The following is a 23,587-nucleotide window of genomic DNA, read 5'->3' as shown; positions in this document are numbered from 1 at the left end:
CGGCCCGAGATGCGGCCTACGCTTCAGATGTGAGGATCTTCATCGCGCGTCTCGCCGGCACCCCGGTCTTCGACCCCGCCGGGGACCAGATCGGCCGGGTCCGCGACGTGGTGGTGGCCATCGCCGGCAGCACGCCACCGCACGTGCACGGGCTGGTCGTCGAGGTGCAGCCCCGGCGCAGGGTCTTCCTGCCGATCACCCGGATACGGTCCGCCAAGGCCGGCGCCGTCGTCTTCAGCGGCCAGCTCAACATGCGCAGGTTCGAGCAGCGGGCGACCGAGACCCTGGCCATCGCCGAGCTGCTCGACCTCGGCGTGCAGGTCGACGGCGAGCGGATGACGGTCCTGGATCTGGCCATGGAGGAGACCAGAAGCTCCGAGTGGCTGATCACCAAGGTCGCGGTGGTCGGGAGTCCCCCCGGCATCGGACTGCGCCGGCGCGGCGCGACCAAGATCGTCGACTGGGGCGAGGTCCGCGGCTTCGGCGCCGTCCAGAAGGACCAGGGCGCGGCCAACCTGCTGGTCGCCTTCGAGTCGATGCGCGCCGCCGACCTGGCCGGGGCCCTGCACGAACTGCCCGACAAGCGGCGGGTCGAGGTGGCGGCGGCCCTCGACGACGTACGGCTCGCGGACGTGCTCGAGGAGCTTCCCGAACGGGACCAGATCGGCATCCTGAGCAGGCTCGCCCCCGAGCGGGCCGCGGACGTGCTGGAGGAGATGAACCCCGACGACGCGGCCGACCTGCTCCAGGATCTCCCCGCCGAGCAGGCCGAGGCGCTGATGGCGCTCATGGAGCCCGAGGAGGCGGCACCCGTCAGGCGGCTGCTGATCTACCCCGAGAACACGGCGGGCGGGATGATGACGAGCGAGCCGGTGGTCCTGCCCCCGAGCGCGACGGTCGCCGAGGCGCTGGCCAGCATCCGCCAGCGCGAGCTCACCCCGGCGGTGGCCGCGCAGGTCTACGTGGTCCGGCCGCCCGTCGAGACGCCCACCGGCCGTTTCCTCGGCCTGGCCCACTTCCAGCGGCTGCTGCGCGAGCCGCCCTCGACCCTGCTGGGCGGCATCCTGGACACCTCCCTGGACCCGATCAGGCCGGGGTTCAGCCTGAACCAGGTGACCTCCTACCTGGCCAACTACAACCTCGTCGCGGCTCCCGTGGTGAACGAGGCGGGCCGCCTGGTCGGCGCCGTCACCGTGGACGACGTGCTCGACCACCTGCTGCCGGACGACTGGCGCGAGCGGGACGACCGGCCGAGGGAGGGCGATGATGCCTGACCGCCTCGACCAGCCCAGGCAGCCCGGCCTGCGGTTGCGCCCCCACTACGACCCCGAGGCGTTCGGGCGGCTGTCGGAGCGGATCGCCCGCTTCCTCGGCACCGCCAGGTTCCTGGTCTACATGACGGGTTTCGTCGCCCTCTGGGTCCTGTGGAACGTCTTCGCCCCCCAGTCGCTGAAGTTCGACCCCTACCCGTTCATCTTCCTGACGCTGATCCTGTCGCTCCAGGCCTCGTACGCGGCGCCGCTGATCCTGCTCGCCCAGAACCGGCAGGACGACCGCGACCGGGTCCAGAACGAGCACGACCGCAGGGCGGCGGAGCGCAACCAGGCCGACCTGGACTACCTCACCAGGGAGATCGCCGCCCTGCGGATGGCGCTCGGCGAGGTGGCGACCCGCGACTACATCCGCTCGGAGCTGCAACGCCTGCAGGAGGACCTCCAGGAGCCCCAGGAGTCCGTGGAGTCGTGAGCCGGGGTGTCGCGGGCCCGGCCCCTCCCGCCAGGCGGACGCGCGGGCTGAGCCCCTACCCGGTGACACGGGACGGGGGGTGGGCCGGGCGTCCCGCCCGGCCCACCCCCCGCGGGCCTCCCGAGGATCGGAGGCTCCTGGAGATCACTCCTGGATCAGAAGAACTGATTCTCCGGCTCCGGCAGGTCCAGCTGCCTCGGTCCGCTCCACCTGGCCGTGTCCTTCGGCACGTCGGTGCTCCGCAGGGTGCTGATCGCCAGCGGCAGGAGCACCCTGCTCCCGGCCAGGTCGACGGTGACGTTCGCGCCGGTGGCCGTCTCGTCGCTGTAGGTCGCGTCGGTGCCCGCGATCACGAGGGCCAGCCTGTGCCCCTTCTTGAAGACGTAGTCCTGCGGCAGCGTCTCCCAGCTCACCCTGCCGTAGGTGCCCGCGGGCAGCGGCGAGGGCGTGCTGAGCGAGTCGCGGTTCTGCACGTCGATCCAGCCTCGGGCGACGATCTCCAGCGGGCGGGTGGCCCGGTTGGTGACGACCTGCTTGTAGCAGGCGTCGTCTTCGGCCGTGCTCTCGCCGTGACAGCTCTCCTCGGTGACCGTGGTGATGCCCTGGCCGCGCCGCCAGTCGATCCGGGTGTCCTCGCCGAAGTCGACGAGGAGCGCGGTCAGGTTCGAGGTGGGCTTGTCGAGCGCGACGCGCAGGTCCACCACGGGCGTGCCGGACAGGCGCAGGTCCAGCGGCAGCGCGCCGGTGGTGAAGGCCACCCTCCCCGGCTTGACCGTGCCGACGTCGGCGACCATCGCCTCCTCGGACTGGCGGATGTCGGTGAACGTGGCGGTCTGGCCCTTCTTCGCCGGTACGAGGCCGAACGAGCCGTCGGCCGCGGGGCGGAAGGGGATCTTCAGGGCGAGCGGGGCGGGCCAGTCGCGCTGGGTGGTCCAGCGGTCGAGGCTGCTCTGCACGTCGGCGCGGGGCTCGCGCATGATGCCGTTCTGCACGCCGAGCAGCCAGTGGTCGAACCAGCGGTGCAGCGTGTCGACCCAGATGTCACGGCGCCCCTCGAAGTCGAAGGGATCCACGTGCTGGTACTGCCCGACCCAGATCTTGCGGGGCACGTTCCGGTCGGCCAGGGCCTTCCACCATGTGGAGAAGTTGTCGGGCATGACGTTGAGGTCGTTGACCGTGTGCACGGCGAAGACGCTGGCGCGCACCTTGGAGACGTCGGCCAGCGAGCCCGCGATGTAGTCGCGCTCGGCCCAGAAGTCGTTGTAGTTCCCGGTGTCGTCGCCGTCCTCGGCGTCCAGGCGCGCCCAGGTGGCCGCGCACTTGGCCGTGGGTTCGCTGTCGACGTAGTTGCCCAGCCACGACATGTAGTCGTAGTTGTAGATCACCCCGTTGGAGCGCTGGTACTTGTACCAGGAGCTGATCGCCGAGATCGGGACGATCGTCTCCAGTCCCTGCACGCCGGTCGCCGCCACGGCGTTGGCCAGCGTGCCGTCGTACGACTTGCCGATCATCGCGGCCTTGCCGGTGGTCCAGTCGGCGACCGCGGGCGTGCCGTCGGCGCGGTAGGCGGTGGCACGGCCGTTCAGCCAGTCGATGACGGCCTTGCCGCCCAGCACGTCGGCCCGCCCTCCGACGTCGGGACAGCCGTCGGACCTGGTGGTCCCGATCATGTCGACGTTGAGGACGGCGTAACCGCGCGGCACGAAGTAGTTGTCGTAGTACAGGGGGAACTTCGTGACGTTCCCCGCGGCGTCGTAGACCTTCCGCTCGGCCTCGTTCCCCCGGCCGGAGTTGTCGTAGTACGGGCTCTCGTCGATGATCACCGGCACCTTGAGCCCCGGACCGGACTCCTTCGGCCTGATGATGTCGACCCGGACCCGGTCCGGCCTTCCGTCGGCGTCACTGTCGACGCTCGACTCGACGTAGACGTGCTCGCGGACCGCGTCGGCGTACGAGAAGACCGGCTGGGTCCGTCCCCGCTCGACGGTGAGAGAGGGTTGGGCGGCCGCGTGGGCCGGGGTGACACCCGCCGCGACCACGATGAGGGCGGTGAGGGCTGCTCGTAACGTGGGCATCGAGCCTCCGCATTAGTCGTGAATATCCGCAATCTCCACGAGTGTCCGTATAACCGGCAAGATCCTTTATGTGTTCGACATCACTCTGGGTCTGGCATGTGACATGGCGCTCGACGGTCTTGTCCGAAGGAGGGTCAGAACGGCCGAGCCGGATCGCGGCAAGCCGGAAACCCGGTGTGTCGCCAGGAAGAGCCCGCGGCCGTGTCCCGGGAACGCCTCGGTGACACTCCGCGCCGGATACGGCCCGGTCCGGCCGGGAACCGCGACAGGCCGGCATGGGCGGTACTTGGGGACCCCGCGACCCGGGCAGGGCCGGTACCGGCACAGGGCCGTTGCGGCTCAGGACAGGCCGGTGCCGGCCCCGCGGCTCAGTACGGGTCGGTGTCGGTCCGGGGGCCGGGGAAGAGCTTGGTCAGCATGGCCGCGCACCGCCGCAGCTCGTCGGCGTCGAGCATGTCCAGGAACTGGGCGCGGACCCCGCGCAGGTAGGTGGGGCCGGCCTCGGCCAGCCGCGCGGCGCCCGCGTCCGTCAGGACCGCGAACAGGCCGCGCGCGTCGCTCGCGCAGGCCTCGCGCTCGACCAGGCCGTCACGCTGGAGGCGGTCGATGAGCCTGGTCAGGCCACTGCGCGAGAGCAGCACCCGGTCGGCCAGGTCGTTCATCCTCAGCCGCCGCTCGGGCGCCTCGGACAGCTGCGACAGCACCTCGTACGAAGCCAGGGCCAGGTCGTGCTCGACCAGCAGGTCGGCCTCCAGAGCCCGGGTGATGCGGACCTGGGCCCGCTGGAGCATGCGCCAGACCACCAGCTCCGCCGAGCCGAGGCTCTCTCTTGACTCGCCCGCCGTGAGGGTCACGGAGTAACCTTAGAACGTTGCACGCGCATCTACACAGCGAATTGTCCGAATTCAGTGATCGTCGCCGGATTCGGAATTCCTTCCGGTGTCCCCGGGTTCATACCATGGACTCACGACGCCGACCGTTCCCCGAGGGGATCGGCCTCCTGCCAAGCCATACGGGCGCCACGACGGGCGGTTCCCGCCCGTGAGACGCCTCATCGATAACAGACAAGGAGGGACGGCATCCCCCGTCGCCCCCGGGTGGCGTGATTGCCGACACTTCGATGGCACCTACCCCGGAACTGGTGATGGCCGCCCTCGCGACCGTCAACGACCCTGAGATCCGTCGGCCGATCACCGAACTCGACATGGTCAAGAGCGTCGACATCTCCCCCGAGGGAGCCGTACGTGTCGCGATCTTCCTGACGGTGTCCGGCTGTCCCATGAAGGACACCATCACCCGGGACGTCACCGGCGCGGTCTCCAAGATCGACGGAGTGACCGGCGTCTCCGTCGAGATGGACGTCATGAGCACCGAGCAGCGCAAGACGCTGCAGACCAAGCTGCGCGGCAACAAGGGGCCGGAGAAGGAGATCCCCTTCGCCCAGCCCGGCTCGCTGACCCGCGTCTTCGCGGTCGCCTCCGGCAAGGGCGGCGTCGGCAAGTCGTCCGTCACCGTCAACCTCGCCGCCGCGATGGCCGCGAGCGGCCTGAAGGTCGGCGTCGTCGACGCCGACATCTACGGTCACAGCGTTCCCCGCATGCTCGGCGTCTCCGAGCGCCCCACCAAGGTCGAGGACATGATCATGCCGCCGGTGGCGCATGACATCAAGGTCATCTCGGTCGGCATGTTCAAGCCCGAGGGCAACACCCCGGTCGTGTGGCGCGGCCCGATGCTCGACCGGGCCCTGCACCAGTTCCTGGCCGACGTCTACTGGGGCGACCTGGACGTGCTGCTGATGGACCTGCCCCCGGGGACCGGCGACATCGCGATCTCCGTGGCGCAGCGGATGCCGTCGGCGGAGCTCCTGGTGGTGACCACCCCGCAGCAGGCCGCCGCCGAGGTCGCCGAGCGCGCCGGGTCGATCGCCGTCCAGACCCACCAGCAGATCGCCGGTGTCATCGAGAACATGTCGTGGCTGCCCTGCCCGCACTGCGACGAGCGGATCTCGGTCTTCGGCGAGGGCGGCGGCCAGACCGTGGCCGACGCGCTGACCCGCACCCTCGGCTCCCGCGTGCCGCTCCTGGGCCAGGTGCCCATCGACATGCGCCTGCGCGAGGGCGGCGACGAGGGCAAGCCGCTGGTGCTGACCGACCCGGACGCCCCCGCGGCCACCGAGCTGAGCCGCATCGCCGCCTCCCTGAGCAAGAAGTCGGGCAGCATCAAGGGCCTCCAGCTCGGCATCTCGCCCACCCGGCGCGGCTGAACCCCGGCCACCGTGGCCGCCGTCCCGCAGGACCGGCCGCACGCCCCGGGAGAACGGACCGGCTCCACCCGGCCGGTCCGGGCTCTCCCCCGGCACGACGACGGCGGCGCCCCTTCACGGGGCGCCGCCGTCGGCCGTAGGAGACGCGTGCCGGCCGGATGAGGCCCGAAGACCGGGCGAGGTCCGGCGATCAGGTCGCGTCGGAGTCGTACGGGGGGATCTCGCCGTAGCCCAGCTCGTCGGCGCCGCTCATCGCGTGGTCGGCCGGTTCGGCGGTGGCCGTGGTGGCCGAGGTGCCGTTCCAGTCGTCCTCGAGGTCGGCGGTGAGGTGCTTGCGGACGAAGTTCTTCGGGTTGAGGTCGGCCGGGTCGAAGTCGGCGAACTCGGGCCCGAGGCCCGTCCGCAGGTCGTCTCTCGCGTTGTTGGCCATCCGGCGCAGGTTGCGCAGCGTCTTGCCCGCCTGCGAGGCGGCCTGGGGAAGCTTCTCCGGGCCGAAGACGAGAAGGGCGATCACCACCAGCGCCACGATCTCAGGCCAGCCGAGTCCGAACACGGTGATCTCCTACCGGGAGGATGCCAGAAGCTCCTCTCCGGCCACACACCGGAGAGGTTCCACACTAACGCCCCTGCTCGTGAGCACGCGCCCCGCCCTCACGCTCAGGAAGGTTTGGGAGAGGGCTGCTCGGGGGCGGCGCCGACGGTCACCGTCGCGGTGTTCTCCTGGCCGCCACGCTGGTACTTGATCGAGAGTTTCTCGCCTGGGGCCCTGTTGCGGATCATGGCGATCAGCTCGTTGCCGTCCTGGAGCACGACACCCTCGACCTCCAGGATGACGTCTCCGGGCTTGAGCCCCGCCTGGGCGGCGGGACCGTTCGGCTCGACCGGCTGGGTGCCCTGCCTGGGCTCGGTGGCGATGCGCACCCCGACGCCCTGGTACGTCGGGTCGATGGCGACGCCGATCCGCGACTTCTTGGCCTTGCCCGTGGTGATCAGCTCCTGGGCGACCCGCCGGGCGTGGTTCACCGGGATGGCGAAGCCCAGGCCGATGCTGCCGCTCTGGCCGCCGACCGACCTGCCGAGCGTGGCGATCGCCGAGTTGACGCCGATGACCTCACCGTTGACGTTGACCAGCGGGCCCCCCGAGTTGCCGGGGTTGATCGCGGCGTCGGTCTGCACGGCGCTGAGCCAGGTCGCCTCGGAGCTGTTCTCCTCGCCCGCCTGGACGGGACGGTTGAGCGAGCTGACGATGCCGGAGGTGACGGTGCCGGTCAGCCCCAGCGGGGACCCGATGGCGATGACCGGATCTCCCACGACCACGTTGTCGGAGTTGCCGAGGGTGATCTCGGGGGCGCCGAAGGTCTCCGCGGGCTTGACCACGGCCAGGTCGGACTCGGGATCGGTGCCCACGACGACGGCGGAGGTGGACTTGCGGTTGTTGAACTGGATCTGGATCTGACCGCTCGGCTCGGCGTTGGCCACCACGTGGTTGTTGGTCACCACGTAGCCGCCCTTGATCAGGAAGCCGGAGCCGGTGCTGGAACTCGCTCCGCCCTCGACCGCCAGCGACACCACGCTGGGCAGGACCTTCGAGGCCACACCCGCGACGGATTCGGGGGGCCGGATGCTGGAACCCGTCGGTGCCCCTCCCAGACTGAAGGAGGGGTCGCGCCCCGAGCCCGCGGGCTTGGTGAGGAGGTAGGTGCCGACGCTGCCCAGCGTGGAGGCGAGCAGCGCGACCATCAGGGCGAGGATCACCAGCGTGGCGGTACGCGGCCCGCGCCGGACGGGCGCGGGTGGGGGCGGCGGGCCGCCGAAGCTCCCGGGAGCCCCCAGGCTCCCCGGAGGCGGCGCCCAGCCCGGTCCCATGCCGAACGCCTGGGCGGGCGGCGGGGGTGGCGGGGGTGGCGGGGCCTGGGACGCGAAGGCCGCCGTGTCGTGCCTGGGCCTGCCCGAGGGGTCACCCCAGTGCTCCCCGGTGAGGCCGGGATCCCGGCCGCCCTCGCCGGGCGGCACGTCCCTGTCGTCGTGGCGGAGCAGCTCGGGCTGGTCCTGCCGCCCGCCCCACCGGGCACGGTCGGGCGGGGCGCCCAGCTGGCTCCAGCCGTCGTCGCGGGGCTGCTCCGCCGGGAAGGGCCCCTCCCCGGCGGGCAGGAACTCCGGGCGGGAGAACTCAGGGCCTGAGGAGTCGGCGCGCCGGGACTCGGCAGTGCCGTGTCCGCCGTCGGTGAAGTCCGACGGCGTACGCCCCTCAGCATCGTGCGCCTCATGGGAAGTACGGGCATCGTCGGTCATCGAATACTCACTACTCCTTGCCTCGCAGGCGGCCGCTCACCGAGTCAACCCGGCAATCTTCCCCCGAGCGGCATACGAGATGTGTAAAGCACGCGTTATCCGAAGGGATTGACCCAGGAGAGCAGGCGGCTCGCGCCTCGGCCGAGCCGCGTCCAGAGATCGGGAACGGGCTCGTGCGGCAACGCCGCGACAGCGGCGTCGACCATGTCGGCCGGCGCGTCGGCAAAGACGGTGTAGACATGACCCCCACTCGCCCAGATCGTCTCCTGCCCAGCTGGGTCTCGAACCCAGATCGTATGCCCCTTGCGCTCCTCCGCATGCCAACCACGGAGGCGTTCCTCATCAAGCATCCCAGACTGGATAAAAACCGACACAACCGACAGGCCATCCGAGTAGCCCAGATACAAGTATCCAGGAGGGATGTCGTGCGCGGCGAACAGCTCCAGGCGCCCGGGCAGGGTGCGGGGGAACCGCCGGCCTTCGGCTTCCAGCCGGGGAAGCTCCGCCAGGTCCGGGCCGCCGGCGGCCATCACCGGCACCGGCGCCCTCGCCACCGGGTCGAGCGTCAGATCGACGAAGGCCCCGGCGCTGACGACCCGGCCCTCCGCGTCCATGAGCTCGCGGCGCAGCACCGGGCCCCCGGACTCGTCGAGCCAGTATCGGGCGGCGGCCGTGCCGTCGGCCCGCAGGACGTCCACGAGGCGGGCGGGGCGCCCGCAGGCGAAGCCCTCCCCCGCCGTCACGACCCGGTAGTTGCGGGCCAGGACCTCGAGCATCGCCTCGGACGGGCTGGACATGCCCCCGGCCGGGGTGCCGGGATCGGCCTTCCGCACGGAGCCTGAGGGCTCGGCGCGGACCGTCATTCCCTCTCCGGGGACGTTTCGCACCTCCAGCACCGAGGCGGCGGCGCCGGAGGAGCCGTCGGCGCCCCAGGCGGTGACGTACTGGGTGCCGGAGTATCCACGGGACCGGCCCGCGACCGCCGCCTCACGGAGCAGGTGCAGGCCGGTGTCCTCGCTCTCGACGTCGTCCGGCGGCACGGCGTGCGGGGACCGGACGGCGTACGCCGGACCGCCCGCCACCAGCCCCAGCAGCAACAGGGCGGCCAGGATGACCGTGGCGGGCAGCCGGATCACGGAGAGGGGGAGAGAATCGGCGTCGCCGATCCGCCGTAGGGCGCGGTGTTCCTGTGCTGGTTGGCGAACATGTCGACCGGTGGCACGACACGAGGGTTGGGGTCGGTCCCGCCTACCACGAACAGCGTCCCGATCGCCACGGCCGCCGAGGCGACGCCCACCGCGACGTATCCCGCCCTCCGGGCACGGCGAGGGCCCCCGGAACGGCCCCGGGGCCGGTTGTCGGGGGGAGCGACGCTGTGCATGCTCGGAATGGGCGCGCCGCCGAAGGTGCGTGAGGCCGGAAAGGGGCGCTCGCGCGGGGGCAGCGGGCCGCCGGGCTCCGCCATCCGCAGCAGGGACATCGTCAGGTCCGTCGGCATCGCGGGACCGTCGAGGGAGCGCAACCGGCTCTTCAGCGCCCGCATGGCGTCGACCTCGGCCCTGCAGGGGGCGCAGAAGGTCAGATGCGACAGGGCACGGTCGCGCTCGTGGTGATTCAGCTCACCGTCGACCAGTGCGGAAACGCGTTCTCCAAGGTGACTCATGCGCACTCCTTGCCAAGTGGCTCGTCGTGACATTCGTCATGACTGTGGTTTCTCATGCGAATTCCTCCCCGTGGGTAACGCTCGGGGGGAATTGGTCGTTCCGCGGCGCGCGATGCTCCAGCGCCTCACGCAGCTGCGCCCGCCCACGGTGGATCCGGCTGCGTACCGTGCCGAGCTTCACGCCCAGCGTCGCCGCGATCTCCTCGTAGGACAGCCCCTCGATGTCACACAGAACGACGGCCGCGCGGAACTCGGGCGCGAGCGCGTCGAGTGCCGCCTGGATGTCGGGCTCCAGGTGGGTGTCGTCGTACACCTGTGCGGGAGAAGGCTCGCGCCCGCGCAGCCGCTCGGCGGCGTCGTCGGCGAGCCCCTCGAACCTGATGCGCTGCTTGCGCCGCGCCATGTCGAGGAACAGGTTGGTGGTGATGCGGTGCAGCCAGCCCTCGAAAGTGCCTGGCGTGTAGTTCGACAATGACCTGAAGACCCGGACGAAGACCTCCTGTGTGAGATCTTCCGCATCGTGCACGTTGCCGGTCAGCCGATAGGCCAGCCGGTAGACGCGCGCCGAGTGCGTCCGGACCACCTCCTCCCATGTAGGAGGCGTCCAATCAGACACGGGAGCTTCGGCCTGGTGGTCGGACTCCTCCACCAGCACTCCTCTCTCCGGGACCACCGCTATCGCCATAGTGCCTGGTTTCGTCCCTTCGTGCGCACTGACTACCTTCAGGACCGGCAAAGGCCGCTTAAACCGTGCAACGCACCGGGGGTGACATGAGTTCCCGATCGGGCCTGCCTCCCTTAGGCTGCGACCCAGTGCCTATATGACTGTGTACGGAGAAAGCGGGAGGAGAGGCCGATGGCAGAGACGCCGACAAGTCCGTTGGAGGCCACTCTGGCCTATGCCGACGAGTTCCACAGGGAGGACGACATCCTGCGGGCCGCGCGCATGCGCGGCGCGGAGGTGGGAGCGCCCCCGATCCTGCCCGGTGGCGGCGCCGCCCTCTGCTTCCTCGCCACCGCCATCAACGCCCGCGCCGTCGTGGAGATCGGCACCGGCTGCGGAGTCTCGGGGCTGTGGCTGCTCCGCGGCATGCGCCAGGACGGCACGCTCACCAGCGTGGACGTGGAGCCGGAGCACCAGCGGCTGGCCAGGCAGAGCTTCGCCCAGGCCGGATTCTCCGGCGGCCGGATCCGCCTGATCACCGGCCGCGCCCTCGACGTGCTCCCCCGCCTCTCCGACGGCGGCTACGACCTCGTCTTCTGCGACGGCGCCATGCACGAGTACGCCGACTATCTGGCCGAGTCCGTACGGCTGCTGCGGGTCGGCGGCATCGTCGTCTTCGACAACGCCCTCTGGGGCAACCGGGTGGCCGACCCCGTGCAGCGGGACCCCGACACGGTCTCCATCAGGGAGCTGGGCAAGCTGGTCCGCTCCGACGAGCGGCTCCGCCCGCTGATGATGCCCCTGGGGGACGGCATCCTGGCGGCCGTCAAGCTCGCCGACTGACACCGCCCCTCCGGCGCCCCGGTCAGCGCTTCCGGAACCCCGACAGCCATTCGAGCAGCAGGCGCACGCCGAACCCGGTGGCCCCCTTGCTGAAGACGCCCTCGTCCGCGCCGCTGCGGCCGACACCCGCGATGTCCAGGTGCGCCCACGGCCGTCCACCGGTGAACTCGCGCAGGAACAGCGCCGCGGTGACGGAGCCGGCGCCGTAGGTCGAGCCCGCCTCGATGTTGGTCATGTCGGCCACGGACGAGTCGAGCGCGGGAACGTAGTCCTCGATCAGGGGCATCCGCCAGAGCCGCTCCCCGCTGCTCTGCCCCGCCTCGGCCAGCGCGCCGGCCAGCTCGTCGTCGGAGGCGAAGACCGCGCCGAGGTCCTTGCCCAGGGCGATGCCGATCGCCCCGGTCAGCGTGGCGATGTCGACCATGACGTCCGGGTCCAGCTCCGCGTCGGCGTAGGCCAGCGCGTCGGCCAGGACCAGACGCCCCTCGGCGTCGGTGTTGAGCACCTCCACGGTCCGGCCGCCGTACTGCGTGATCACGTCGGAGGGGCGCTGGGCCGTGCCGGAGAAGGCGTTCTCCGCGGCGGCGACGAGGCCGGTGACCCGCACCCGCACGCCGAGCGCGGCCAGCGCGCCCAGGACCGCGATGACGACGGCCCCGCCGGCCATGTCGGTCTTCATGAACACCATGTTGCTCGTCGGCTTGAGCGAGATGCCGCCGGTGTCGTACGTGATGCCCTTGCCGACCAGGACCACGTGGCCGGTCGCGTCCTCGGGCTCGTAGGAGAGCTGGATCAGCCGGGGCGGGTTCACCGACCCCTGCCCGACGGCGAGGATGCCGCCGAACCCGCCGGAGCGCAGCTCCCGCTCGTCCCACACCCGCACCGCGACGCCCTGCTCGGCGGCGCGCTCGGCGAGCCAGGCGGGGGACTTCACCGAGGAGGGGGTGTTGGCCAGGTCCCTGGCGAGCGCCACGGCCCCGGCGATCACCTCGGCCTCGGCGACCTCCGCCTCGACCCCCTCGCCGACGAACTCGAGCGTCACCGGGGCGGACTTCGCCTCGCCGACCCTGAAGGTGTACGTGGCCAGCAGCGCGCCCTCCACGAACGCGGCCACCGGCCCGCTCGGGAGCACGATCCTGATGGCGTCCCTGCCCTTGCCGCGCCGCGCCACCGCCGCGCCCGCCCTGCGCAGGGCGGTCGCCGAGCCGTCGCCGACCCCGTAGAGGAGCACCCGGCCGACGGCGTCGCCGTTCGCGACGGGAACCTCGACGATCTCACCCGCCTCGCCCTTGGCCTTGTGGTGGGCGAGCAGTGCCGCCGCGGGCACCGGCAGCTCGATCTCGGGCGCGAGGTCCTCGGCGAAGGGGACGGCCAGCAGCTCGGCGTCACCGGGGAGCCCGGATAGTACGGTCCCGGCGTCCTCCCCGGTGGCGGGCTCCGCGCCCGCGGGGGGCGCGGCGGAGAGCCCCTGCGCGTAGGGAACGCGAGGCAGGAGCAGATGGGGGGAGATGGGCATAGGGGTAACTCCAGTCATCAGGCCCGGCGTGGTGGAGAACGCCGGGGAGAACACCGCGGCCCTGGCGCGAGCCGCCGTGAGGCGGTCCGGCGGCCAGGGCCGTGTTCGTCGTCGGTCGCGCGGGCCATCGCAGGTGTCATGCTCCCCGAGCAAGCTCAAATAGGGCCCGGCTCCACCACTTCTGTCTTAGATCGGGATCAACCGACTATTTTCTTCAGTTCCTCAGCGAGGGCACCGGCTTCGTCCGCCGAAAGCTCGACGACAAGGCGGCCGCCACCCTCCAGAGGAACCCGCATGACGATCCCCCTGCCTTCCTTGACGACCTCCAGCGGACCATCACCGGTCCTCGGCTTCATAGCCGCCATGCGTGTATCCCTTCCTGCTTCGGGCTCCGGATCTCCGACTGACCCGAGGGTGGCCGACGCATTCACGTCTTCTGTGATGTCCTATTATCCCGCCTCCGCACGGAGAATGGGAACGATCAGTCTCAGCGTCGGCTCATCCGGCGATCAAGACCGTTGTCCGGGGCCCCTCGGACGACCAAACTTGTCCTCGTGAACGCCCGCGCCGCTCTCTTCGATCTGTACGGGGACCACCTCAGGTCCCGAGGCGGTCGCGCGTCCGTGGCCGCCCTCGTCCGGCTGCTCGCCCCGCTGGACATCGCGGCTCCCGCCGTGCGCACCGCCGTCTCACGGATGGTGCGGCAGGGCTGGCTCGCGCCCGCCCGGTTGCCCGGGGGCCCCGGTTACGAGGTCACCCCCAAGTGCGTGCACCGCCTCGACGAGGCCGCGCTGAGAATTTACCGAGTCGGAACGATCACGTGGAACGGCCGGTGGCACATCCTCGTGGTGGAACCCGTGCGCGAGCGGTCCAGGCGGGAGCGCCTGCGCTCGGATCTGGCCTTCATCGGGTACGCGCCGATGTCGGAGACGACCTGGATCGGGCCGCGGCCCTCCCCCGAACTGGACTCGATCCTCGAGGGCGAGGACCTGTCCGTGGACCGGTTCGACGCGGTGCTCGACGGTGACCCCGCGGCGCTGGTCGCCAGGACCTGGGACCTGGACGGCATCGGGGCCGCCTACGAGGAGTGGACGGCCCAGGCGATGGACCTGGTCGGCCGGCTGCCCGGCGACGCGGGCGACGACCAGGTGTTCGCCACCCGGAGCAGGCTGCTGCACGGGTGGCGCAACTTCCTGTTCCGCGACCCCGGGCTTCCCGCCGAGCTCCTGCCCCGGGGCTGGCCCGGGGAGAAGGCCAGGATCTACTTCGAGCACGAGGCCGGGCGGCTGCTCCCGGCCGCCGCCGCCTTCGTCGACCGCCACCTCGGTGAGGCGTAGCCCCGGGCGAGGCCGGGACCGTCAGGAAGGAGCATCCGTTGAACGACGTTCTCTACTCCGTCGGCGACGCCGTCGCCACCATCGTCCTCAACCGGCCGGAGGCGATGAACGCGCTGACGGTCCGGGCGAAGACCGCCCTGCTGGAGGCGCTGACCTCGGCGGCGCGGGCGTCCTCGGTACGGGCGGTGGTGCTGACCGGGTCGGGACGGGCGTTCTGCGCCGGCCAGGACCTGACGGAACACGCCGCGAACCTGGAGGCGGGCCGGGGGCTGGACGGGACCGTACGCACGCACTACAACCCGATCGTCCGGACGATCACCGAGATGGACAAGCCGGTCGTCGCCGCGGTGAACGGCGTCGCCGCGGGCGCGGGCGCCTCGCTGGCCTTCGCGTGCGACCTGCGGATCGCCTCGGAGAGGGCCAGATTCGCGACGGCCTTCTCGGGGATCGGCCTGGCCCCCGACTCGGGCGCCTCCTGGACCCTCCAGCGCCTGGTCGGCCCGGCGCGCGCGGCCGAACTCCTGCTGCTCGGCGAGCCCTTCGGCGCGGACCGCGCGCTCGAACTCGGGGTCGTCTCGCGGGTCGTCCCGGCCGGCGAGCTGGACACCGCGGCCCGCGCCCTGGCCGTACGGCTGGCGCAGGGCCCCACGAGCGCCTACGCGGCGACCAAACGCGCCCTGCGGTTCGCCGCGACCAGCTCCCTGGCCGAGGCCCTGGAGCTGGAGGCCGACCTCCAGGACGCCTGTGCCGGGACCGGCGACCACCTGAACGCGACCCGCGCCTTCCTCGCCAAGGAGCGCCCCGTCTTCGAGGGGCACTGACCTCCGAGGCCTCTGACGCCGAGGGACGCCGACGCCGCGGACCGTGAAGGGCCCCGGCTCCGGGGCGCGGACCGCGAGGAGTGCCGACCCCGGGGCCTCGGACCGCGAAGGGCGCCGGCTCCGGGGGCGCGGACTTCTGGAACCGGCGGGTTCGAGGGCCGTCGGCGGCTTCCGGTGGCCGCTCCCGGCCGCGGGGGCGTCAGGCCCGGCGTGTCCAGCAGTCGGCCAGGTGATCGTTGACCAGGCCGATGGCCTGCATCAGCGCGTAGGCGGTGGTCGGGCCGACGAAACGGAAGCCGCGCGCCTTGAGGTCCTTGGCCAGAGCCTTGGAACCGGCGGTCTGGGCGGGCACGTCCGCCAGGGTCTTCGGGACGGGCGCGCCGGGGTCCGCGTGCTTCCAGACGAGGTCGGACAGGCCGCCGCCGAGCGCGGCCCGCGCGTTGGCGATCGTCGCCTCGATCTTGGCCCGGTTCCTGACGATGCCCGCGTCGCCGAGCAGGCGGGCGACGTCCTCGTCGCCGAATCCGGCCACGGCCGGGATGGAGAACCCCTCGAAGGCCCTGCGGAAGTTCTCCCGCTTGCGCAGGATGGTGATCCACGACAGGCCGGACTGGAACGACTCCAGCGCGATCCGTTCGAAAACCCGGTCGTCGCCGGTGACCGGACGGCCCCACTCCTCGTCGTGGTAGGCGACGTAGTCGGGGGCGGAGGTCGCCCAGCCACAGCGCACGAGCTCCACGGGCTCCACGGGCTCCACGGCCTCGACGTGGCCCGCGGCCCGCGAGGTCTCCGTCACCGCGGGTCCCCCGTCTCCTGCCGCTCCCCCGTACGAAGGCCGACGGCACCGGGAGACGACTCCTTCGAGTCCGAAGTCCCGGAATCCGAAGTCCCGGAAGAGGACGGCGAGGACGACGAATCCGGCGCCGAGGACGTCTCGGACGGTTCGGCCGGCCTGGCGAACCGCGACCTGCCGGACGGCCCGGCGGCCTCGGCCGTCCCGGCGGTCTCAGGGGTCTCAGCGGTCTCGGGAGCCTCGGGAAGCTTCTCCGGCTCGGACGGTTCGTCCGGCTCGGAGGGCCTGGCGAACCGCGACACACCGGACGACGTGCCGCCCTCGGCCGCCCCGGCGGCCCCGGCGGCCTCAGGGTCCTTGGAAGCCTTCTCCGGCCCGGAGGGCTCACCGGACCCCCTGGGCTCGCGCTCGGCCGGCGACCCGTTGGACAGCTCCTCGGCCGCCCCGAAGCCGTCCCTGGCGGGAAGCTCGTACGGCGCCTCGAGCCCGCGCTGAGGGGGCGGGGAGCCGGGGTTGAGCTCGTGGCGGGCCTGGAGCCTGCCGGCGAGCAGTTCCGAGACCCGCTGCTCCAGCACGGCGATCCTGGTGTCACGCTCGCTCAGGGCCCCGGCGACCCGGTTCAGGGTTTCGTCCACGCTCTGCGTGTTGTATCCGACGAGGCTCACCGGGAGCTGGAGGGCCATGAAGTCGACCGCGCCGAGCTGACCCGCCTGGGGCAGGTTCAGCGGGGGCACGTCGGGGGCGAACTCGCTCAGCTCGCCTCCCCGGCCCATGGCGACCACCGTGACACCGGCGATGACGGCTACGGCAGCGAAGGCTAATACGACCAGCACATACGAATCGTGCCACATCTCCGCTGGCCTAGGATCGGATCATGACGTTCGTCGTGCTCGGACCCGGTGATCGGGATGAACCCGGCTGGGTCGAGGCCCGTTCGATCGGGGAGGTCGGGGAGCTCGTCCGTGCCGGGCACACCGTGGTCGTCACCCCCGCCCGGCTGGCCGCCGCCGAACCCGCCCCGTCCGCCGAGAACGCCGAGAACAGCGGCGACAGCGGGGACGCCGGAGCCACCGTCGCGAGAGAGCGGGACGCCGAGGCCGCGGAACTCACCGCGGCCTCGATCTGCGCCTGGGCCGGCGCCCGGGTCTTCCGTACGGAGCGCGTCGAGCAGGTGCGGCTCGCGGTCGAGATGACCGACTCCCTCGCCGGGCGGCGTCCGCCCGCGCTAACCCGCCGTGGCCTCGCCTAGCTCCTCCGGGCTCGGCTCCAGGTGCCTGGTCGACTTCTCCAGCAGCCGGAACGCCTCGTCGACCGTGGTGGTCCAGGAGATGGCGTCGAAGACGTTCGGGCGGGTGAAGCCCGCCTCGTCCATGCCCTCGACCAGCTCCCGCAGCGGCGCGTAGATCCCCCAGGGGTCGAGGAGCACCAGCGGCTTGTCGTGCAGGCCGAGCGTGCGGGACGTCCAGATCTCGAACAGCTCCTCCAACGTCCCGATGCCCCCGGGCAGCACCAGGAAGGCGTCGGAGCGGGCGTCCATCACCCCCTTGCGCTCGCGCATGTCGGTGGTGACCACCAGCTCGTCGGACTCCTCGTCCGCGATCTCGATGTCCACCAGCGACTGGGGGATCACCCCGATGGTGCGGGCGCCACCCGCGCGGGCCGCGCGGGCCACGGCTCCCATGCAGGAGACCTTGGCCCCGCCGCTCACCAGGGCGTGCCCCCGGTTCGCGAGCTCGGAGCCGACCTGCTCCGCCAGTTCCAGATACTTCTTGTCGATCTTCTGACTCGATGCGAGGAATACACAAATGAACACGTGCCGACCTTATTCGGCGTCGCCGACCGTGGTCATGGCCGCCTTCCGCTCCTCCTCCAGTCGCCCGCCCCTGTTGTTGTCGGCCTCGACGATGATCCGGACCGCCTCGTCCACGTCGTCGGTGACGTGAATGAGATCCACGTCCGCCGGAGAGATCTTTCCCGACCCCATGAGGGTGTTCTTGATCCAGTCGAGCAGGCCGCCCCAGAACTCCGTTCCCATGAGCACCACGGGGAAGGAGGTGACCTTCTGGGTCTGGACCAAAGTGAGCGCCTCGAAAAGCTCGTCCATGGTGCCGAAACCGCCGGGCAGCGTGACGAATCCGCAGGAGTACTTCACGAACATGGTCTTGCGGACGAAGAAGTAGCGGAACTCGATGCCGAGGTCGACGTACTCGTTCATGCTCTGCTCGAAGGGCAGCTCGATGCCCAGGCCCACCGAGACGCCTTCCGCCTCCACGGCCCCCTTGTTGGCGGCCTCCATGCAGCCGGGGCCGCCACCGGTGATCACGGCGTAGCCCGCCTCGGACAGCTTGCGGCCCAGCTGGATGCCCATCTCGTACTCGGGGCTGTCCACGGGGGTTCGCGCGGACCCGAAGACGGTCACCGCCTGGGGCAGTTCGGCGAGCTGGCCGAAACCCTCGACGAACTCGGCCTGGATGCGCAGCACCCGCCACGGATCCATGTGCAGCCAGTCGGCCGGCCCCCTCCGATCGAGGAGTCGCTGGTCGTGGGTGGAGTCGGAGACGAGATCGCCGCGAACCACCGCGGCTCCCTGACGACGTTCCGGACGTGTTTTCTTCATGCGGGTCACCGTAGCGCCGTCCCAGAAAAATCTTGAAAAATCTCCATGAAAACATGGAACCGGACTTTGAACAGGGTGCGTCTAACTGCACGAGGGTGCTGCTCGGGACTGAAAGTGGCTTTCCCCGCCAAATGGCCGGCGAGGAAAGCCACTTTCATTTGTACCGGCCCCTCCCGGGTGCCGCACACCGAAGATCTCGCGAACGGCGCACCGGCCCCGAGGGCCCCGGCCTCTCTCAGGACAGCCAGCCGAGCATTCCGCGCTCGCAGTCGGCGATCTTCCTCAACGAGACGAACTCGTCCTTCTGGTGCGCCAGATTCGGATCTCCGGGACCGTAGTTGACCGCGGGCACGCCCAGGCCGGAGAAGAGCGAGACGTCGGTCCAGCCGAGCTTGGCGCGCGGCGTGCCGCCGACGGCCTCGACGAAGGCCGCCGCCACCGGATGGGTCAGGCCGGGCCGCGCCCCGGCGGCGGCGTCGGTGAAGCGGACCTCGTACCCCTCGAACACCTCGCTCACGTGGGCGCGCGCCTCGTCCAGCGACAGGTCGGGGGCGAAGCGGTAGTTCACGGTCACCACGCACTCGTCGGGGATCACGTTGCCCGCGACGCCGCCGCCGATGCCCACCGCGTTCAGGCCCTCGTGGTACTCCAGCCCGTCCACGACGGGAAGCCTGGCCTCGTAGGCGTTCAGGATCGCGAGCACCGGCTGGGCCGCGTGGATGGCGTTGACCCCGAGCCAGGACCTGGCGCTGTGCGACCGCTTGCCCCGGGTGACGATCTGGGCCCTGAGCGTGCCCTGGCAACCGCCCTCGATCACGCCGTCGGTGGGCTCCATGAGCACGGCGAAGTCACCCGCGAGCCAGTCCGGGTGCCTGCGGCTGAGCCGGAGCAGACCGTTGCGCTCGGCCTCGATCTCCTCGCAGTCGTAGAAGACGTAGGTCACGTCCCTGCTGGGCTCGGGAAGACCTGCCGCCAGTTTCAGGGCGACCGCGACGCCGGCCTTCATGTCCGAGGTGCCGCAGCCGTACAACCGGTCGCCCTCGACCCGGCTGGGCAGGTTGCCGACGACGGGGACGGTGTCGAGGTGTCCGGCGATCACCACCCGCTCGCCGCGGCCCAGGTGGGTGCGGGCCACGATCGACTCCCCGTCGCGCTCGACGGTCAGGTGCCGGAGCGGCCGCAGCGCCTCCTCCACGGCGTCGGCCAGGGCCTTCTCGCCGCCGCTGACCGACTCGACGTCCACGATCCCGGCGGTGAGCTCCCCGACATCCTGTGTGAGGTCCAGACGCGTACTCATGCCCGCGACCCTAGTACTCGTACGGGATCCGGCCGAGTCCGGCTCCGCGGGAAACGGGGAGCGGGAAACGGGGACCCGCCGCACCCCGGCGGGATCCGGCCCGCCCCGGCCCCGCTCGCGCGGGAGGCGGTCACCCGTGCAGGAGGCGGTCGAGTTCGGCCCTGCCGGGCCGGTGGCCCTCCTCCAGGCGTTCGAGCACCAGGACGCAGCGCAGGCCGAAGCCGCCGCCGGGAAACTCGCGCCACCGGGTACCTCCGGTCGCCACGCACCAGTCGGGGACGCGCCCGCGGCCCAGTTCCTCACCCGTCCGCACGTCGACGACCGGGGTCGAGCCCGACAGGACCGTCCCGGCGCCGACCACGGCGCCCCGGCCCACGCGGGCCCCGTCGACGATCACAGCCCCGCCGCCGATCAGCGCGCCGTCCTCGACGACCACGGGCACCGTCCCCGACGGCTCCCCGGTGGCGCGGGGGTCCTCCGCGCCGTCCTGGCCACCGGTCTCACCGACGCCGGCTCCCCTGGACAGGCGGACGTTCCTGCCGATCTGGGCGCCCGCGCCGATCGAGACCCACGTGCCGACCGTGCTGCCCTCGTCCACGTGGGCACCGATGTCGACGAACGAGGGCATCAGCACGACGCCCGGCGCCAGGTAGGAGCCCCAGCGGGCGATCGCCCCCGGCACGACGCGCACCCCCTCGACGGAGGTCTTCAGCGGGACGCGGTCGTGGTGGTGGAAGTCGCCCACCTGGGACCTGACCATGCCGAGCACCCGGAACGCGAGCATGACGGCCCGCCGGGCGCGCTCGTCCACGACCACCTCGCCGGTGCGGGAGACCTCGGCCACCCTGGCCTTGCCGCTGTCGAGCATGTCCACCGCGCCCACCACGACGGCACGGGCCTCGGCGTCGGCGGGGCTCAGCTCGGCCCTGCGCCACCACAGCTCGTCGACGGCCGCGGGCAACGGGCTGACATCGCTCTGGGTCATGGCCCGGAGCCTATGTTCGCGGGGTTCTACCAGACCGCGCAATCGCTGGGGGCCTGTAGGTTCTTGACCGTGCGACGGCGCTTCTCAAAAGGGGTCATCGCGATCATCGTGATCGTGACCGTGCTCGCGGTGGCCATCACCGTGGGTCTCTTCACCTTGCTCAGGCGGGTGACACCGCTCGTCGACCTCGGCGAGGGATGCAAGATCACGACACCGGAGGGCTCGCTGGAGCTGGATCTCGAACAGGCCAAGGTGGCGGCGGTCATCGCGGCCGTGGCGGCCCGCAGGAAACTGCCCGAGCGGGCCGTGGTGATCGCCTACGCCACCGCCATGCAGGAGTCCAAGCTGGAGAACCTGACGGGCGGCGACCGCGACTCGGTCGGCGTGTTCCAGCAGCGCCCCTCCCAGGGCTGGGGCAGGCCCGAGCAGCTCGTCGACCCCGTCTACGCCTCGGGGAAGTTCTTCGCCGCGCTGGTGAAGGTGAAGGGCTACCGGAGGATGCCGCTCCACGAGGCTGCCCAGGAGGTGCAGCGCTCGGCCGACGGGTCGGCGTACGCCCAGCACGAGGACGACGGGAAGATCCTCGCCGCGGGGTTCACCGGGCGCGTGCCCAAGGCCGTGCACTGCTGGTTCCCCGCCCCGGCGGGCAAGACCCCTCTCCCCGACGAGCGGGGGGCCGAGCGCGGGCTCGCCAGGGCCCTGGGACCGGGGGACGCCTTCGAGGCCCCCTCGCGCAGGCGCGGCTGGCTGGTGGCCGCCTGGTCGATCGCGCACGCCAAGACGTTCGGGCTGTCCAGGATCCGCTACGACGGCCAGTCGTGGGTCTCGTCGAAGGGCCACGACGGCTGGAAGGCCGAGCCGGGGTCCTCCGCCAGAAAGGTCCAGCTCTCCTAGCCGCCGCCCTGCTTCTTCTCGATCCTGATCGTGCCGGGGGCGAGGGGCTGGGCGTGGGAGGAGCTCCAGCGCTTGCCCTGGAGGCGTTCGAAGCTGAGCAGGCGGCCGTCGGCGGCCCGGTAGTCGGCGAAGTCGAGCAGACCCCGCTCGGGCATCGAGGTGACGCCCTCCCCGCGGAAGGCCGCGGTGCCCCGGTCGACGGGGAAGAAGTCGACCCCCTCGACACTCAGCGTGGCCTTGGCGGGGATCATGCCCTCGGTGGGCACCGGCGTCCACAGCAGCACCTCCAGGTGCGGCGGTTCGCCGCCCAGGCCTTCGCGCATCTGGATCGACAGCCACTGGTAGCGCCGGGTGCCGTCGTCGAGGAGGTACTCGGTCCACTGGCTGCCCTGCCATGACAGGTACAGGGCGCCGAGGACGCGGCTGCGCACCCCCTGACAGTCGATCGTGTCACCGACCTTGATCGTGCGGGGGTCGGGGTAGTCGATGCCGACACGGCCCATGGACGGCTGGGCCTGCGGCTGCGCGGCCTCAGCCGAGAGGAGGGGGGTCTCGCCGGAACGCTCGGAATCGCCGGCCTTCCTGTCCTGGCGCGTCGTCGCGAAGAACGCGCCGAGCAGCAGGACGAGCGTGGCCACACTCAATCCGAGTATCACGGCGACCTCGGTGGTCATGCCGCGCGATCCTACTGGAGGCGGCGCACCGCCGCACTGATGCGTTCGTCACCGGCCGTCACGGCGATCCTGATGTGCCGGTCGCCCGCGGTGCCGTAGAAGTCGCCGGGCGCGACGAGGATTCCCCTGCCGGCCAGCGCGCGGACCTGGTCCCAGCAGCCCGCCCCGTTGGAGGCCCACAGGTACAGGCCCGCGGTGGAGTGCTCGATCTTCCAACCGGCCGCCTCCAGGGCGGGACGCAGCGCCGCGCGGCGGGCGGCGTACCGGGCCCGCTGCTCCTCGGCGTGCTCGTCGTCGTCCAGCGCCACGGCCATCGCCGCCTGGACCGGCGCGGGCATGATCATGCCCGCGTGTTTGCGTATCTCCAGCAGCCGCTTGATCAGCGCGGGGTCGCCCGCGACGAACCCGGCCCGGTAACCGGCCAGGTTGGAGCGCTTGGACAGCGAGTGCACCGCGAGCAGCCCCTCGTGCGAGCCGCCGCAGACGTCCGGGTGCAGGATCGAGACCGGCCGCTCCTCCCAGCCCAGCTCGATGTAGCACTCGTCGGAGGCCACGACCGCGCCGTGCTCGCGCGCCCACGAGACGACCTTGCGCAGGTGCTCGGCGGGCAGGACCCTGCCGGTCGGGTTGGACGGGGAGTTCACCCAGACCAGCGGCACCCGCTCGGGCCCGAGCGTGAGCAGCCCGTCGGTGGCGTACGGCTCGGCGCCCGCGAGGCGCGCCCCCACGTCGTAGGTGGGGTAGGCCAGCTCGGGGAGGACCACCCGCTGCCCCGGACCGACGCCGAGCAGCGTCGGCAGCCAGGCCACGAACTCCTTGGAACCGATCAGCGGCAGCACGTTCGCCTGGTCGAGGATCACGCCGTGCCTGCGTCGCAGCCATCCGGCGGCGGCCGAGCGAAGCCGCTCGGTGCCGTACGTCAGCGGGTATCCGGGACTGTCCGAGGCGTCCGCGAGGGCCTGCCGCACGACGGCGGGCACCGGATCGACGGGAGTGCCCACCGACAGGTCGACGATCCCGTCGGGGTGCGACGCCGCGAGCTCCTTCAGCGGCGTGAGCCGGTCCCACGGGAAGTCCGGCAGACCGTTCATCGGAACCTCGCCGGGA

25 protein-coding genes are annotated in these 23,587 nt (G+C 71.4%); 8 read left to right on the top strand and 17 right to left on the bottom strand.

Features of this window, described 5'->3' with window-relative positions; translation table 11 throughout:
• The first annotated feature begins 29 nt into the window (after positions 1-29).
• Both ACTOQ1_RS17910 and ACTOQ1_RS17905 read left to right on the top strand, forming a co-directional pair.
• A complete protein-coding gene (locus tag ACTOQ1_RS17910) occupies positions 30-1,274 on the top strand; it encodes a magnesium transporter MgtE N-terminal domain-containing protein (protein ID WP_440068474.1) in 1,245 nt (414 codons plus the stop codon).
• Complete coding sequence (locus ACTOQ1_RS17905; RefSeq protein ID WP_440068472.1) at positions 1,264-1,746, top strand: DUF1003 domain-containing protein; 483 nt, start codon at positions 1,264-1,266, stop codon at positions 1,744-1,746. The genes ACTOQ1_RS17910 and ACTOQ1_RS17905 overlap by 11 nt, the downstream gene beginning before the upstream one ends.
• A gap of 155 nt (positions 1,747-1,901) precedes the next feature.
• Here the strand turns inward: ACTOQ1_RS17905 and ACTOQ1_RS17900 are convergent, their stop codons facing one another.
• Both ACTOQ1_RS17900 and ACTOQ1_RS17895 read right to left on the bottom strand, forming a co-directional pair.
• Positions 1,902-3,821 (bottom strand): Xaa-Pro dipeptidyl-peptidase, encoded by a 1,920-nt coding sequence (locus tag ACTOQ1_RS17900; RefSeq protein ID WP_440068471.1) that lies wholly within the window; start codon positions 3,819-3,821, stop codon positions 1,902-1,904.
• 368 nt (positions 3,822-4,189) lie between these two features.
• The gene (locus ACTOQ1_RS17895; protein WP_440068469.1) at positions 4,190-4,675 is read right to left on the bottom strand and encodes a MarR family winged helix-turn-helix transcriptional regulator; all 486 of its coding nucleotides are present in this window, start codon (positions 4,673-4,675) and stop codon (positions 4,190-4,192) included.
• Between the two features lie 266 nt (positions 4,676-4,941).
• Here ACTOQ1_RS17895 and ACTOQ1_RS17890 point away from each other — a divergent pair, with 266 nt between their 5' ends.
• Complete coding sequence (locus ACTOQ1_RS17890) at positions 4,942-6,084, top strand: Mrp/NBP35 family ATP-binding protein (protein ID WP_440068467.1); 1,143 nt, start codon at positions 4,942-4,944, stop codon at positions 6,082-6,084.
• 190 nt (positions 6,085-6,274) lie between these two features.
• Here ACTOQ1_RS17890 and ACTOQ1_RS17885 read toward each other — a convergent pair whose 3' ends face one another.
• The 5 genes from ACTOQ1_RS17885 to sigE all read right to left on the bottom strand — a co-directional run bounded on the left by ACTOQ1_RS17885 (position 6,275) and on the right by sigE (position 10,724).
• A complete protein-coding gene (locus ACTOQ1_RS17885; RefSeq protein WP_440068465.1) occupies positions 6,275-6,637 on the bottom strand; it encodes a sec-independent translocase in 363 nt (120 codons plus the stop codon).
• A gap of 104 nt (positions 6,638-6,741) precedes the next feature.
• Positions 6,742-8,376, bottom strand: coding sequence for a S1C family serine protease (locus ACTOQ1_RS17880; protein WP_440068464.1), 1,635 nt, complete (start codon positions 8,374-8,376; stop codon positions 6,742-6,744).
• Positions 8,377-8,471: 95 nt separating this feature from the next.
• Positions 8,472-9,512, bottom strand: coding sequence for a sigma-E factor regulatory protein RseB domain-containing protein (locus ACTOQ1_RS17875; RefSeq protein ID WP_440068462.1), 1,041 nt, complete (start codon positions 9,510-9,512; stop codon positions 8,472-8,474).
• Complete coding sequence (locus ACTOQ1_RS17870) at positions 9,509-10,039, bottom strand: anti-sigma factor family protein (RefSeq protein WP_440068460.1); 531 nt, start codon at positions 10,037-10,039, stop codon at positions 9,509-9,511. Before ACTOQ1_RS17870 ends, ACTOQ1_RS17875 begins: the two co-directional genes overlap by 4 nt.
• A 52-nt stretch (positions 10,040-10,091) precedes the next feature.
• Positions 10,092-10,724: an RNA polymerase sigma factor SigE gene (gene sigE, locus ACTOQ1_RS17865; protein WP_329085768.1), complete on the bottom strand. Its 633-nt coding sequence runs from the start codon at positions 10,722-10,724 to the stop codon at positions 10,092-10,094.
• A 171-nt stretch (positions 10,725-10,895) separates the two neighbouring features.
• Between sigE and ACTOQ1_RS17860 the strand changes: the two genes are divergently transcribed.
• Complete coding sequence (locus tag ACTOQ1_RS17860) at positions 10,896-11,546, top strand: O-methyltransferase (protein ID WP_440068458.1); 651 nt, start codon at positions 10,896-10,898, stop codon at positions 11,544-11,546.
• Between the two features lie 22 nt (positions 11,547-11,568).
• On the opposite strand, the gene ACTOQ1_RS17855 is transcribed toward ACTOQ1_RS17860, so the two are convergent.
• Entirely contained in the window at positions 11,569-13,062 is a 1,494-nt protein-coding gene (locus tag ACTOQ1_RS17855; RefSeq protein ID WP_440068456.1) for a leucyl aminopeptidase, read from the bottom strand.
• 197 nt (positions 13,063-13,259) lie between these two features.
• Positions 13,260-13,427 (bottom strand): DUF3117 domain-containing protein, encoded by a 168-nt coding sequence (locus ACTOQ1_RS17850; protein WP_440068454.1) that lies wholly within the window; start codon positions 13,425-13,427, stop codon positions 13,260-13,262.
• A gap of 189 nt (positions 13,428-13,616) precedes the next feature.
• Here ACTOQ1_RS17850 and ACTOQ1_RS17845 point away from each other — a divergent pair, with 189 nt between their 5' ends.
• Positions 13,617-14,399, top strand: a complete 783-nt coding sequence (locus ACTOQ1_RS17845) for a PaaX family transcriptional regulator (protein ID WP_440068452.1) — start codon at positions 13,617-13,619, stop codon at positions 14,397-14,399.
• Between the two features lie 38 nt (positions 14,400-14,437).
• Positions 14,438-15,220: an enoyl-CoA hydratase-related protein gene (locus ACTOQ1_RS17840; RefSeq protein WP_440068451.1), complete on the top strand. Its 783-nt coding sequence runs from the start codon at positions 14,438-14,440 to the stop codon at positions 15,218-15,220.
• 199 nt (positions 15,221-15,419) lie between these two features.
• On the opposite strand, the gene ACTOQ1_RS17835 is transcribed toward ACTOQ1_RS17840, so the two are convergent.
• Both ACTOQ1_RS17835 and ACTOQ1_RS17830 read right to left on the bottom strand, forming a co-directional pair.
• Positions 15,420-15,977, bottom strand: coding sequence for a DNA-3-methyladenine glycosylase I (locus tag ACTOQ1_RS17835; RefSeq protein ID WP_440068601.1), 558 nt, complete (start codon positions 15,975-15,977; stop codon positions 15,420-15,422).
• A 35-nt stretch (positions 15,978-16,012) separates the two neighbouring features.
• Entirely contained in the window at positions 16,013-16,846 is an 834-nt protein-coding gene (locus ACTOQ1_RS17830) for a hypothetical protein (RefSeq protein WP_440068450.1), read from the bottom strand.
• A gap of 41 nt (positions 16,847-16,887) precedes the next feature.
• Between ACTOQ1_RS17830 and ACTOQ1_RS17825 the strand changes: the two genes are divergently transcribed.
• Entirely contained in the window at positions 16,888-17,262 is a 375-nt protein-coding gene (locus tag ACTOQ1_RS17825; RefSeq protein WP_440068448.1) for a hypothetical protein, read from the top strand.
• Here ACTOQ1_RS17825 and ACTOQ1_RS17820 read toward each other — a convergent pair.
• The 4 genes from ACTOQ1_RS17820 to ACTOQ1_RS17805 all read right to left on the bottom strand — a co-directional run bounded on the left by ACTOQ1_RS17820 (position 17,239) and on the right by ACTOQ1_RS17805 (position 20,912).
• A complete protein-coding gene (locus ACTOQ1_RS17820; RefSeq protein WP_440068446.1) occupies positions 17,239-17,826 on the bottom strand; it encodes a TIGR00730 family Rossman fold protein in 588 nt (195 codons plus the stop codon). The two genes, ACTOQ1_RS17825 and ACTOQ1_RS17820, sit on opposite strands and share 24 nt — an antisense overlap.
• 9 nt (positions 17,827-17,835) lie before the next feature.
• Complete coding sequence (locus ACTOQ1_RS17815) at positions 17,836-18,630, bottom strand: TIGR00730 family Rossman fold protein (RefSeq protein ID WP_440068444.1); 795 nt, start codon at positions 18,628-18,630, stop codon at positions 17,836-17,838.
• A 235-nt stretch (positions 18,631-18,865) separates the two neighbouring features.
• Positions 18,866-19,927 (bottom strand): succinyl-diaminopimelate desuccinylase, encoded by a 1,062-nt coding sequence (dapE, locus tag ACTOQ1_RS17810; protein WP_440068442.1) that lies wholly within the window; start codon positions 19,925-19,927, stop codon positions 18,866-18,868.
• Positions 19,928-20,057: 130 nt separating this feature from the next.
• On the bottom strand, positions 20,058-20,912 hold the full coding sequence (locus ACTOQ1_RS17805) for a 2,3,4,5-tetrahydropyridine-2,6-dicarboxylate N-succinyltransferase (protein ID WP_440068440.1): 855 nt from the start codon (positions 20,910-20,912) through the stop codon (positions 20,058-20,060).
• 69 nt (positions 20,913-20,981) lie between these two features.
• On the opposite strand from ACTOQ1_RS17805, the gene ACTOQ1_RS17800 reads away from it, so the two are divergent.
• A complete protein-coding gene (locus tag ACTOQ1_RS17800; RefSeq protein WP_440068438.1) occupies positions 20,982-21,806 on the top strand; it encodes a hypothetical protein in 825 nt (274 codons plus the stop codon).
• On the opposite strand, the gene ACTOQ1_RS17795 is transcribed toward ACTOQ1_RS17800, so the two are convergent.
• Together ACTOQ1_RS17795 and dapC are read right to left on the bottom strand one after the other, a co-directional pair.
• On the bottom strand, positions 21,803-22,480 hold the full coding sequence (locus ACTOQ1_RS17795) for a DUF4178 domain-containing protein (RefSeq protein WP_440068437.1): 678 nt from the start codon (positions 22,478-22,480) through the stop codon (positions 21,803-21,805). The genes ACTOQ1_RS17800 and ACTOQ1_RS17795 overlap by 4 nt on opposite strands.
• 11 nt (positions 22,481-22,491) lie before the next feature.
• Positions 22,492-23,571: a succinyldiaminopimelate transaminase gene (dapC, locus tag ACTOQ1_RS17790; RefSeq protein WP_440068436.1), complete on the bottom strand. Its 1,080-nt coding sequence runs from the start codon at positions 23,569-23,571 to the stop codon at positions 22,492-22,494.
• Between the last annotated feature and the right edge of the window lie 16 nt (positions 23,572-23,587).

This window comes from Streptosporangium sp. OZ121, assembly GCF_051918885.1.
In the GTDB taxonomy this organism is placed as follows: Bacteria; Actinomycetota; Actinomycetes; order Streptosporangiales; family Streptosporangiaceae; genus Streptosporangium.
This window is presented reverse-complemented; position numbering and strand designations above follow the sequence as displayed.

Excerpts from the sequence above, each read along its gene's own strand:
- ACTOQ1_RS17905 (WP_440068472.1), top strand. The coding sequence starts at position 1,264 with ATGATGCCTGACCGCCTCGACCAGCCCAGGCAGCCCGGCCTGCGGTTG.
- ACTOQ1_RS17900 (WP_440068471.1), bottom strand. The coding sequence starts at position 3,821 with ATGCCCACGTTACGAGCAGCCCTCACCGCCCTCATCGTGGTCGCGGCG.
- ACTOQ1_RS17890 (WP_440068467.1), top strand. The coding sequence starts at position 4,942 with ATGGCACCTACCCCGGAACTGGTGATGGCCGCCCTCGCGACCGTCAAC.
- ACTOQ1_RS17880 (WP_440068464.1), bottom strand. The coding sequence starts at position 8,376 with ATGACCGACGATGCCCGTACTTCCCATGAGGCGCACGATGCTGAGGGG.
- ACTOQ1_RS17870 (WP_440068460.1), bottom strand. The coding sequence starts at position 10,039 with ATGAGTCACCTTGGAGAACGCGTTTCCGCACTGGTCGACGGTGAGCTG.
- sigE (WP_329085768.1), bottom strand. The coding sequence starts at position 10,724 with ATGGCGATAGCGGTGGTCCCGGAGAGAGGAGTGCTGGTGGAGGAGTCC.
- ACTOQ1_RS17860 (WP_440068458.1), top strand. The coding sequence starts at position 10,896 with ATGGCAGAGACGCCGACAAGTCCGTTGGAGGCCACTCTGGCCTATGCC.
- ACTOQ1_RS17855 (WP_440068456.1), bottom strand. The coding sequence starts at position 13,062 with ATGCCCATCTCCCCCCATCTGCTCCTGCCTCGCGTTCCCTACGCGCAG.
- ACTOQ1_RS17850 (WP_440068454.1), bottom strand. The coding sequence starts at position 13,427 with ATGGCGGCTATGAAGCCGAGGACCGGTGATGGTCCGCTGGAGGTCGTC.
- ACTOQ1_RS17825 (WP_440068448.1), top strand. The coding sequence starts at position 16,888 with ATGACGTTCGTCGTGCTCGGACCCGGTGATCGGGATGAACCCGGCTGG.
- ACTOQ1_RS17815 (WP_440068444.1), bottom strand. The coding sequence starts at position 18,630 with ATGAAGAAAACACGTCCGGAACGTCGTCAGGGAGCCGCGGTGGTTCGC.
- dapE (WP_440068442.1), bottom strand. The coding sequence starts at position 19,927 with ATGAGTACGCGTCTGGACCTCACACAGGATGTCGGGGAGCTCACCGCC.
- ACTOQ1_RS17805 (WP_440068440.1), bottom strand. The coding sequence starts at position 20,912 with ATGACCCAGAGCGATGTCAGCCCGTTGCCCGCGGCCGTCGACGAGCTG.
- ACTOQ1_RS17795 (WP_440068437.1), bottom strand. The coding sequence starts at position 22,480 with ATGACCACCGAGGTCGCCGTGATACTCGGATTGAGTGTGGCCACGCTC.
- dapC (WP_440068436.1), bottom strand. The coding sequence starts at position 23,571 with ATGAACGGTCTGCCGGACTTCCCGTGGGACCGGCTCACGCCGCTGAAG.